The organism is Thioalkalivibrio denitrificans (assembly GCF_002000365.1).
Taxonomy (GTDB): domain Bacteria; phylum Pseudomonadota; class Gammaproteobacteria; order Ectothiorhodospirales; family Ectothiorhodospiraceae; genus Thioalkalivibrio_A; species Thioalkalivibrio_A denitrificans.
Genome location: NZ_MVBK01000100.1, coordinates 31859 through 32064 on the forward strand (window position 1 = coordinate 31859; position 206 = coordinate 32064).

Here is a 206-nt window from a genome sequence, read left to right on the forward strand (position 1 = left end):
CGCGGCTTTGCGAGAGAAACGCCTTTGGCGGTGTCCGGTGAATCCTGCGTAAAACCGTTCAACCACGAAGCTCACGAAGACCACAAAGGTATCTGATCAAAACCCCTTCGTGCGCTTCGTGTGCTTCGTGGTTAACACAGGGGCTTTGCAACCGACGGCATGGGACTCTCGCCAAGATCGCGAAGCCCGCAAAGACAAGCCTTTTT